Source organism: Alkalihalobacillus deserti, assembly GCF_020734105.1.
Classification (GTDB): Bacteria; Bacillota; Bacilli; order Bacillales; family Bacillaceae_D; genus Halalkalibacter; species Halalkalibacter deserti.
The window spans coordinates 201,649-212,498 of sequence record NZ_JAJAFR010000007.1 but is presented as its reverse complement, the minus strand read 5'-3'; the positions used below and the strand labels follow the sequence as shown (position 1 = coordinate 212,498).

Annotated in this window: 10 protein-coding genes; 3 read left to right on the top strand and 7 right to left on the bottom strand. The window is 36.2% G+C overall.

The annotated features are described in order from the left end of the window. Positions 1–40: 40 nt before the first annotated feature. Entirely contained in the window at positions 41–619 is a 579-nt protein-coding gene (locus LDX58_RS15365) for a group II intron maturase-specific domain-containing protein (RefSeq protein WP_308017534.1), read from the bottom strand. 7 nt (positions 620–626) lie between these two features. Continuing rightward, on the bottom strand, positions 627–968 hold the full coding sequence (locus LDX58_RS15360; RefSeq protein WP_227937705.1) for a reverse transcriptase domain-containing protein: 342 nt from the start codon (positions 966–968) through the stop codon (positions 627–629). 192 nt (positions 969–1,160) lie between these two features. Here LDX58_RS15360 and LDX58_RS15355 point away from each other — a divergent pair, with 192 nt between their 5' ends. Continuing rightward, positions 1,161–1,703 carry a tyrosine-type recombinase/integrase gene (locus tag LDX58_RS15355; protein ID WP_227937708.1) on the top strand — a complete coding sequence of 181 codons (543 nt, stop codon included), beginning with the start codon at positions 1,161–1,163 and terminating at the stop codon, positions 1,701–1,703. Further along, on the top strand, positions 1,612–2,046 hold the full coding sequence (locus tag LDX58_RS26755; protein ID WP_227937699.1) for a tyrosine-type recombinase/integrase: 435 nt from the start codon (positions 1,612–1,614) through the stop codon (positions 2,044–2,046). The genes LDX58_RS15355 and LDX58_RS26755 overlap by 92 nt, the downstream gene beginning before the upstream one ends. A 314-nt stretch (positions 2,047–2,360) precedes the next feature. Here LDX58_RS26755 and LDX58_RS15345 read toward each other — a convergent pair whose 3' ends face one another. The 5 genes from LDX58_RS15345 to LDX58_RS15325 all read right to left on the bottom strand — a co-directional run bounded on the left by LDX58_RS15345 (position 2,361) and on the right by LDX58_RS15325 (position 9,717). Then, complete coding sequence (locus LDX58_RS15345) at positions 2,361–2,549, bottom strand: transposase (protein ID WP_227937698.1); 189 nt, start codon at positions 2,547–2,549, stop codon at positions 2,361–2,363. Positions 2,550–2,781: 232 nt separating this feature from the next. Next, on the bottom strand, positions 2,782–4,446 hold the full coding sequence (locus tag LDX58_RS15340) for an amidohydrolase (protein ID WP_227937697.1): 1,665 nt from the start codon (positions 4,444–4,446) through the stop codon (positions 2,782–2,784). 54 nt (positions 4,447–4,500) lie between these two features. Next, on the bottom strand, positions 4,501–5,961 hold the full coding sequence (locus LDX58_RS15335) for a sodium:solute symporter family protein (RefSeq protein WP_227937696.1): 1,461 nt from the start codon (positions 5,959–5,961) through the stop codon (positions 4,501–4,503). A gap of 783 nt (positions 5,962–6,744) precedes the next feature. Then, entirely contained in the window at positions 6,745–8,238 is a 1,494-nt protein-coding gene (locus tag LDX58_RS15330) for an APC family permease (protein ID WP_227937695.1), read from the bottom strand. Positions 8,239–8,961: 723 nt separating this feature from the next. Then, complete coding sequence (locus tag LDX58_RS15325) at positions 8,962–9,717, bottom strand: GntR family transcriptional regulator (RefSeq protein ID WP_227937694.1); 756 nt, start codon at positions 9,715–9,717, stop codon at positions 8,962–8,964. A 377-nt stretch (positions 9,718–10,094) separates the two neighbouring features. On the opposite strand from LDX58_RS15325, the gene LDX58_RS15320 reads away from it, so the two are divergent. After that, positions 10,095–10,808, top strand: coding sequence for a GntR family transcriptional regulator (locus LDX58_RS15320; RefSeq protein WP_227937693.1), 714 nt, complete (start codon positions 10,095–10,097; stop codon positions 10,806–10,808). Positions 10,809–10,850 lie beyond the last annotated feature (42 nt).

Sequence of the window (10,850 nt, the reverse complement as noted above, 5' to 3'; positions counted from 1 at the left end):
TGGCATCAGTAGGTACTGAGACCAATCTAATTTGTCTTGCCTATAATTTCAAGAGAGTGATTAAAATAAAGGGAGTAAAGGAGCTCATACGTCTCATCAGAGACCGAGCTCGTACAAAATTTCTAGGCACAATGTTTATTCGAGTAAAATTGTATAAATCCCGCTTTACAGCTTGCTTAAACAACCAATTGTTAGACAGACTGACGTACGGGTCCGTATACGGCGGTTCAATAAGTTCAGTGTGTTTAGAATATATTGAGGAATATAGTCGGGTTAAGTTAAGCAACCCAACTCGTTCAAGAAGTTTATTTGGAATAGTTGTGTGTAGAATGAAGCTGTTAGATATGTGCCAGTATCCTTTTCTTGTGTTTGCCCACTCCCAAGCCTTTTGCTTGGGGATTTTTAATTTCATCAGACTTTTAAAGCGAGTACTTACCTTCTTCCACCTTTTCCAGGTCATTTGCCTAATCCGCCGACGTATCCATCGATCAATTTGTTGAACATAGGTTTTCATAAGACCAATTCCATAGTAGTTAAACCAACCCCTTGTTACTTGGTTGATCTCTTTAATAATCTCTCGGATCTCTCCTGGTCGTTTGCGGGAGGTTAGGTTTCTCACTTTTTCTTCAAGTCGTTTTTTCGCCTTGATATTCGGACGGACTTGTACTCCATTTCTCGTTGGTTATACAGAACCCTAGAAACTTCCGTTTCGTCGGTCTACCAACTTCGCTTTTCTCCTGATTAACGGTCAATCCTAGTTCTTCTTCAAGAAATTTCGTGATGCTTTTTAGTACTCTCTCGCCTGCCCTTTTACTTTTCACGTAGATGTTACAGTCATCCGCGTAGCGGATAAATTTATGTCCACGTCTTTCTAGTTCTAAGTCAAGTTGGTGAAGATATGTTACTAAGAAGCGGAGATAGATTTCCTCCTTGAGGAGTTCCAATCTCGCTTGGCTCATATTTTTCACCAATCATAATGCCACTTCGCAAGAATTTACGAATGAGCTGTTGGGTCTTGAATAAATTCCTCTACATGGTACATGAGTTTATCATGGTTGACTATATCGAAATACTGCTTTTTAGCGATATAAGATAGAACCATAAATAATTATCATCAAGACCTTAGGATCTTGTAAAATATTTTAAATAGAGAAATTATTATGGAATCTATCATTCAAGAATATCGTGAATACCAGTCTGTCATTAAGGGATATACTCCAAAAGTTGTTTTGGGCACCGAAAGGGAATTAAAGAAGCTAACTAAGCACCTGGAAGAGCACTCCCTAAACTTCCAATCTGTTAAACTTGTTGATCTTGAAAACTACTGTATTGAACGAACAGAAGGAAAATCTCTTGGTTACCGAAACCTTATTGTAAGCCAAACTCGTTCCTTTTTTACCTATTTAAAACAACAGGAGTACTGCTTTGACAATCCAAGTATCCGTTTGTCTTACACTAATTTAGATACCCATCAAGCTTTACCTGAAGTCGCATCATTAGAAGAAATCCAAGATTGCCTTAAAGAGTTAAGAAGACAGGTTAACTCCTTCTTAGGGAGGCGCCAGTTTGCCCCCATTCGAAAGCGGAATTTAACCCTTTTCGCTCTTATGTATGCCACTGGTATACGAGCCGGAGAAGCGGCTAATCTACTGCTCAGTGATATTAATTTGGGAGGAACAGGTTCTCAGTATTCGGGCTGGTAAAGGACGTAAAGACCGGCGTGTGCCCCTTGTTGGTGAGGTCCTAGAGTTACTTCAAACTTATCTAGCCACTCGTAAGGATCTTGATATGGCTTCTCCACTGTTTCTTACTTGGAGAAAAGAAGCGATGACCAACAATTTAATTGGCGTAACTTTTAAATCGTACTCTGAAATGTGGATCAAACCATTGCGACCTCATCAATTACGACATACTTGTGCCACTCACCTATTCCAACAAGGAGGAAACATTGTACACATTAAAGATTGGCTCGGTCATAAAAAGGTTACAACTACATTACATTATGCAAGGATACAAAACCCTGAAATATCCCCCAAAAGGTGTTAATTCCGCAAATTTTACAATTCTCCGTATAATTGATCTTTTAAATGTTAGAAGCCATCCAGTTAATAAAAACAAAGTAAGATATAATTTAAGATTTCACTTTCGATTCATAGCTCCCACAATCAAATAGAAGCAGGAAAACCCCTTATAGGTCCCTACTTCTATTTTTATTTTAATCAAAAACTTTGAAACACTCCGAATGGCTTGAGTAGTAGTTACCGACAGATAGCTGTTTCTTTGTCAAAAAGGTGGAGAGATCGACGGTTAGGAGGACAGTCCCTTTTTGTTTAAAATGGTGGTTAGAGCGGTATCAAATCTTAGACTATTATCATGATCTTCGGCGTGGTAGCCCCAATATTTTGATAAATTTTTTGCATAATTACAGCATCATTTGTGTGTTCCGTATGGTTGGCATGATCCTTCAACTGTACCGATCGGATTAAATCATGCAAACCTACTTTTTCATTAAATTCTTTGACGAGTAATAGGCCCGAACCAGAGGTCAAATCGCCTCCATTAAGGCCATCTTGATTTGTGAATTGAAATGCATGGTCGCATCCTTTATACTAACTATAAAAAGAGCCCCTTATGGTTGGTTTTGGTTTGGTCTCATTAACTCTACAAAGGTTGGGCTCTTTTTCACACCATCACCCTTTGGGTGTTCGCGTGTTTTTTGATCAATCCCTGTCCGAGTTGGATTTTCACTCTGTTTGTCATGGAACTATGAATAACTCAGGCTTAAGTAGTCATCAAAACTTCCTGACCAAAAACGGGTCGACCATCAATAAAGGTAGCTATGATCGATATGTCTTTAATTTCTTCCGGTTTTACCGTTGTTGGGTCTGTTTCGAGAACAGTAAAATCAGCTAGCTTCCCAATTTCAAGACTTCCTGAGTATTTTTCAGCAAAATTCATTTTTGCTCCGTATATAGTCATAGATTTCAGTGCCGTCTCTACATCTATACGCTGTTCCGGCCCTAAAATGTTTCCTTCTCTAGTTATCCGGTTGACCGCAGCCCAGACAGAAAACAAAGGTGAGATTGGGGTAATTGGGCAGTCCGAATGCAGAGTAAATAATATTTTATTTTCAACCGCCTCAGCGAGAGGGCTAATACGCCTTGCGCGTTCAGGCCCCAAAAAGATCTGCTCGTGCCTATCCCCCCAATAATAAACGTGATTTATGAAAAAAGAGGCCGCTACACCTAATTCTTTCATTTTAGACAAATCTTCTGAAGTAGCGGTTTGGACATGTTCAATTCTATGTCGATGATCTATACGTGGGCTTTTCTTTAAAGCATAACCGTACGCATCTAAAATAGAGCCTATTGCACGATCGCCGTTTCCGTGGGTAGTAATACGATATCCACGCTTATGCAAATCTAGGACTTCCTCTTGAAATGGTTCCTGATCTTGAATTAAATTGCCGTAAACATCGGGATTATTATAATAAGGTTTCCTTAAAGCACCAGTTAAACCTTGAATGGATCCATCTTGAAACATTTTAGCGCTGTCTAATCTAGCGAGTCCTCTTGACCGAACTCTTAGTTCTTGATCTAACTGTTCTTGGGAATATCCACCATATGTGGCATCTTCGCGAAGAAGTTGATGCATTATCATTAATCGAGTACGCAACGGATTTACTCCTTGCTCCGCTGCTTTAAGATGGACATCTACTTCTTCTGAACCAAAAAATAATCCTACCCCAGCGTCTGTATTGGTTGTAATTCCCTGAGCAACATATTCTTCTGATGCTTTCCCTACCATTTCAATCATATGTTCTACTGTCTTTTTTGGAATTTGGTTATATACAGGTAACATAGCTCCAGGTTCATATAGAACACCATTCAGACGGCCATTATTATCTCTACCAAAATGTCCGTCTCTTGGGTCCGAAATATCTTCCTGTATGCCTGAATATTGTAATGCAAGCGTGTTAACCGCTGCCAAATGTCCAGAGATATGTCTAACAATGACGGGATTGTTAGGAGAAACTTTGTCTAGATCTTCACGTGTTAGATGACGTTTCTCATGTAACAGAGTATCATCGTAGCCATACCCTTCGATCCATTCACCATCTGGAGTTTCTTTTGCTTTTAAGCCGATTGCCATAGTAATACTGTTAATACTTTTATGAGGAGGAGTGCTGCAATTTACTTGTCCACGCATCATCGCATACATGAGTATATGGTTGTGTGTATCAATAAATCCTGGTAGCAACGTAGCTCCTTTTAAATCAACGACATTCGTCTGTTCCGTAACATTAATGGCACCTTTAGGAGGAGAAGATGTTTTCCAAATTCCCGTGATTTGTCCATTCAACACCGTTAAAGAGCCAGCTCGACTGTTTTTATTGTCTAATGTCAACACATTTGCATTTATAAATAATAGATCTGTTTTATCCATACTAAAACCTCTTTCCATAACCGTTTTAATTACAATAGATTTTTAATTGTTTATTTACCGGATATCTTTTATTCCCTCGTTTGCCACCATTTGAGTAGGATCTTCTATCTCTTTTATTGAAAAATAATAAGCCGTAACATTTTCTTCAGAGGAATGTTTGGTAAAGAGGCTTACGACTATTATTAATATAAGTGATACAACTAACCCAGGAATAATTTCATGGAGTCCAAATGGTTGACCTGTAATTTTCCAGATTATTGTAGCTATCAATGCACCTATTACACTTACAATCATACCTGCTTTCGTTGCCCTTTTCCAAAACATAGCTGCTAATACTGGCATAACCATGGTTACAGCTGATAGCGATAGTGCAACCATATAAATGGCAAGTATATTTTTAATAAGTAAGGCCACTCCCAATCCTCCCAATGCCATTCCAGCCACTGAAAGACGTGATACTTTTAACATGCGCTCATCACTTGCACCTGGTGCTATCCACCCCTGATAGATATCTTTTGAAATGTTCATAGCACCACTTAATAAAAATGACGTAGCACCAGTTAACACGGCAGCAAAAAGCGAAACCATAAATAATCCGCCTATAGCAGGGTGGAAGAGCATTGATAAAAATTGAGTATAAACAGCATCAGGGTGTGTATCCAACGGTAAAGCTTGACGTGCAATAATTCCAATACCAATGGCGAAGATACTAACCAAACCAACTAATAGAAATCCGATTGATACCCCTCTTACAGCTATCTTATCGCTCTTAGCTGCTGCTATTCTTTGCCAAGTAGTTTGCCAGACTAAATAGAAAGGTCCAAATATTACCAAGTAATTAATCATTTCCTTCTTACTTATGCCAACAAAATTCATTATGTGTTCTGGTGTATTGTCTATAACTACTCCGATGCCTCCAACGTAGTTAAGTCCTACGAAAAACATAACTGCAATTCCTAATAGGATTAACACAGATTGAACAGCATCAGTCCACGCAACACTCGGCAATCCTCCCATTAGAGTAAAAGCTACGCATATAACAAATCCAATCAGCATTGCCGACATAAGAGGAATATCTACAATAGTAGATAAAATGGATCCCATTCCAACTAATTGCATTCCAAATGTTGGTGTCATAAATAGTATACTTATAACCAGTGCAGGTATAAGACCAGCAGATTTACCAAATCGACGAACAAAAAGATCTGGAATTGTATACAATTTTAATTTGCGTATTGTTGTACCTAGGATTACAGCCAACAAAATAGAAATAATAAATACAGGTGAAGTTGCAGTAAACCATGTCATTCCAGTTGTAAAGCCCATCCCTGAAGAACCAATTACAGCAGCAGCTCCTAAAGTGGTCGCGACAATGCTTCCACAAATAGGGAAAAACCCCAAACTGAAATCAGCCATTATATAATCATTTGCCGATTTTATTTTGCGAGAGTGATACAATCCGACCCCAACAATAAAGAGTAAAAAAACAATTATCCAAATAAGAAACCAAACCAATAGGTATCACACCCTTTTCTGTTTTTAAAACCTTTGATTCCAGAAGTCGAATATAATTAATGCAACAACCCGAGAAAGACCCTAATTGTTATTCATTGATCTAATTTCAGTCATTAAACCCACTAGCGTTTCAATGAATAGAATCACCTCCATTTTATAATCAACTAGCTTATAGAACTACCAAGGGATATTTGCAAATTAGTTGATCATATTTGTAATGTCATTTACCCTTCAAAAAGTTTCATGTTTCCGCTAATCTAGCGGGTTTTCTCTTTGCAATCAGAAAATTCTTTGTGGATATACGACTGCATAACATCGGTTCTGGAAACCTTGCTATTTCCTCATGGTGAAATTCACAACTACAAGAGGATAATCATTCTCAACATTATGCTATAAAACTTTCAAATCACCTTAAGCCTTGCTAATACAATTAGGGTCCCATCTTAGGGACAGGATCAAGAAAGACCCAATCACCACAGGAGGTAGCCTAAGATCTTACCCTTCCTTCCTACCGTAAATATTTCCGAAATCATCAATTGTTACTTTTAAGATTTAGTTTTATTAGCAAACTTACAAACAAATCTCTCGCTCTTCTATCCTCATATGAAAGTGCAAGACGATTAACACCCGTTTGAGATGTTCCACCAATTTGATTCATTTGATTTATTATTTCATTTCAATTTACAGTAGCAATTTATATTTTCTTCATATTATTAAATGTATCTACTTTTTGAATACTGAGCCTTAATTATAAAGCGCTTTCATTTTATCTATTTTAAGTATTTATTTAATATCGGTCTTTGATAGAAACTCTGGATCTATATTGTTCTTAGTTTCCCCTAGGATATAGTAATCAAGCTCTTCTTCTGGAATTTTTCTAAAAACGTTTCCTTTATATAAATAAAAGATAACCCCTATTAGTAACCATACTAATAAAGCGATCAAGGATGGTTTACCTAAGAAAGCTGGTGATTGAGGAATTAATAATAATCCAAGAAAAGTCATTCCGCAAATAGCCCCTAATAAAGCAAAGCTTTTCTTTATAGGCGATACAGTCCCATTCAAATGATCTTCTTCTCGTATACCTGAATGAGCATCTGACCACTTAAAAAATTTGTATGCAACAATACAGGTGTAACTGTAAGCAATTGTTACGCCTATTGCGGACATATCTACAATCCATAAGAGCACTTCTCGACCAAACCAAGGTGCAACAAGGCAACATGCGCATGTAAAAATAACACCAACGTGAGGGGTTTCGTACTTAGGATGTAGCTCAGAAAAAGTTTTAGGTAATATTTGAGCGCGACCCATAGCAAACAATACTCGGCTAGCAGAAACATAAAACCCGTTTAATCCTGTAAAAACTCCCATGCACAAAGCAATAGCTAAAATAGTTACCCCTATGCTACCAAGTGTATCCGATACGACATCACCTGTTCCCCAAATCGGTTGTCCACTAACCAATTTTTGCCAAGGGGTTGAAAGAGCAGTAACAGCGATCATTAATGAATACAAGAGAGCTGCAACAATAATAGATAATACAATTAATTTAAAAGCCTTTTCCGGTGAAAAATTGAACTCTTCTGCAGCTTGGGGGATATTATCAAAACCCACATATGCCCAAGGCGCAATAGCTACTATTGCAATTACTGCTGTCCAAACCGGTATCTCAGGTTTGAATAGCGGTTGCATATTACTAAAAGAAGTAGCAGGATTTAAGAGCATTCCTACTGTGATTGCAACTACTCCTAAGATCAGAATCAAACAAAAAACAAATTGGAGCCTTCCAGATACGGCTGCCCCACGAATATTTAAATAGGCGAAAATAATTAATGCTAAACTTGCAATAAGAACTTCTCCAATGAATACGTCCCATCCACCTACACTATACAAATATCCTTGGCTAGCAACACTAGGTATAATAAACTTCCCTAATAATGCCAACGCAGAAGCATTTAAAGCAACAATACAAATGTAACCTAACGTTAAAAACCATCCACATATATAAGCATGATTCCTTCCAAAACCTATATACGCATAAGCAAACTCTCCTCCAGAAACGGGGAAATTTTTCACCATGAAACCATAGCTTACTGCAATTATTAGCATTAGTAATCCACCGATTCCTAGTCCAATAATAGCCCCAAGTGGTCCAGCTTGCCCCATCCAGATTGTTGGTAGTACAAAGCATCCCCAACCTACTGCTGAACCCAAAGCAATGGCCCATACCCAATGTGGCTTAAGTGTTTGTTTTAGTTGCTTCCTTTCTTCCATTAAGACTCCTCCTAAAAATTAAAAGTTGTAAATCTTTTTTAAAAGTAATTTATATTCTTAGTTGGATATCTAGCTTCTTTAGTTGATACACTAAAAACCGAACTTTATTAAATAAGCATTCTAAGTTCCCCCCTAACAGGTTTAAACATCAGGATATCCGTACCAGATACCCCAAAAAAATTCACCGACTTTTCTTTTCCAATATTTTAAACCTAAATTTATTAAACCACATATTTTTTATAATTTAAATATTTTAAATAATTTGATTTATTGAAATTTTCTATAAGACTTATTGGTAAATTTAAATAACCTTTTTTGTCTATAATTTTATTATTTAGAGCAGTACATTTCAGGTCAATAAACTAACCGTATTTTGAACTCCTGGTATTAGACGAGTTAGGCTAAACCCGGATAATAAGTTAGTAACTAGCTTTTATTCTAAGTGATTTCAATGTGCTATGAGAATCTAAGCAATGTCCTTATGGTAAGCCATCAATGGAGCATTACATTGGGGATCTTATCTTAACAAAGGCAATCATTGACCGATTGATACACCATACTCGCTACTAGTTTTTCAGAGCTGAGATTTAGTCACAAAGACATGGTAGGTTATATACACTTCCCACTTTCCAAATACCACCTATTATAAAGGGGTTAAATATTTTAGGTTAAAACCATTTAGTTTTAACATTTTTTCATTTTTGTAGTAGTAAAACTACTTTTCTATGAGTTTTTTTTTCGTGACAATTGTATGTTGAAAGAGTACATATCTGATCGAAAATAAGCTTCATAATATTCAACAAGTTCACCTTCTGTGTCATAAGTCATACGTTCAGTAATCAATACACTGTGATCTTCCGGTACCTTTAAATGTTTAGCCTCTTCTTTTGGAATACGATCACTAGTAATTACCTGCTCAGCTACCGAAAAATTAATGTTGAGTTCATTTTCAAGTAGGTCGTATAACGTTCCTTTTTTTATATCGTATTTGGCAAGTTTTTTCCCAATTTCAAGAGGGTAGTATTGTTTTTCAATTGCAATAGGTTTGTCATCTGCATAACGTACTCTCTTGATATAATATGCTGGGTTACCACATAAGTCTTGTATATTTTTAGAGGGTGTTACTATACCATGCCAAATTAATCTAGCATCAGGCTTCATTCCCATTTTTTTTATAATATTTGTTGTACTTCTTAGTGTTCCAAGCCAATCTTGGATTGATTTCATCGGAACGAAAGTTCCTTTACCATGTTTTTTCTCTAGAATTCCTTCGTATACCAACTGTGAAATAGCTTCTCTTACGGTAGTCCTACTAATAGAATAGGTTTCCATAATCTCACGTTCACTTGGAATTTTGGTTTTATAATTTCCATTCTGTATTTGTTTTTCTATTTCATATTTTAGTTGTACATGTAAAGGAATTGGATTCTTTTGGTCAAGTGTCATAGCATAAAGCACTTCCTTTGTTAATTTTCTCATTATGATGTCCGTAACAATAAGATCAAGAAGTTATGATTTTGGACAACAATATTATTCAACCGATTAGTTGTGTAAGATATCGAAAACATACTATTATCATCATTTATTAATAACCTTACATTATCTTATTATTTCTCTATCAACTTCCTTTAAAAATAATCAAAATGGTTATTTCTCATTTCTCCTCTCCTTGTTACACAGAGAAACCTTGTACTATTCTACCTTCTTTTAGTTTACTTTACGCTATACTTTTTTTATTCCCTATAGACTACTTGTATTTTCATTACATAAACTTGGAAACCTTTGAACTAAAGGTTTATAATATATTTAAACTATACGTACTTGTATTCATAAAAATAAACTGGGGGGGATCATTTTTGGAAATCGATAATAATAACCCTATTCCATTACATGTTCAATTAAAGGATATATTAAAAAAACAAGTTTTAGAGGGAGAGTTCACATCACAAATCCCTAGCGAACGGGAGCTCATGGAAGTATATTCAGTTAGCCGTAGTACAGTAAGAGAAGCTGTGTCCATATTGGTCCGAGAAGGAATTTTAGAAAAAAGGCATGGTAAAGGAACATTCGTTTCTCTTAAACCTGTGCAAGAGTGGATCCAAATGAACGGTTTTACAGAAATCGTTAAGAAAATGGAAATAAAGTTAATAGAACATGGTATTGTACCAACCCCCGAAAATATCAGTAATATGGAATCTTTTAAACATAATTGTTACTTAATTAAAAGATTACGTTTAAAAGATGGTGTTCCAATTGCCGTTGAAAACTGCTATTATCCATTGGAAATCGGAAAAAAGCTCGAGAATTACGACCTAAATAATACAATTTTATATGATGTATTAGTTGGTGACCTTGGTATAATTTTTTGGGATACAGAACAAATTATATCTTGTCATCACCCTTCAAAAGAAGTTGCAAACTTTTTAAATATTTCAGAGTCCATGTGTTGCTTAGCGACCGAACGGATGAACGCAGATCCATCAGGAAATATCTTTGAATATTATGAGGGAATTTTTCGTTCTGACATGTATTCATTTACGATGAAAATGTCCCGTAAGCCTAATGTTTAATAATACGTAAAGTAAAATTATTGAAGTTAATAACATAATGAA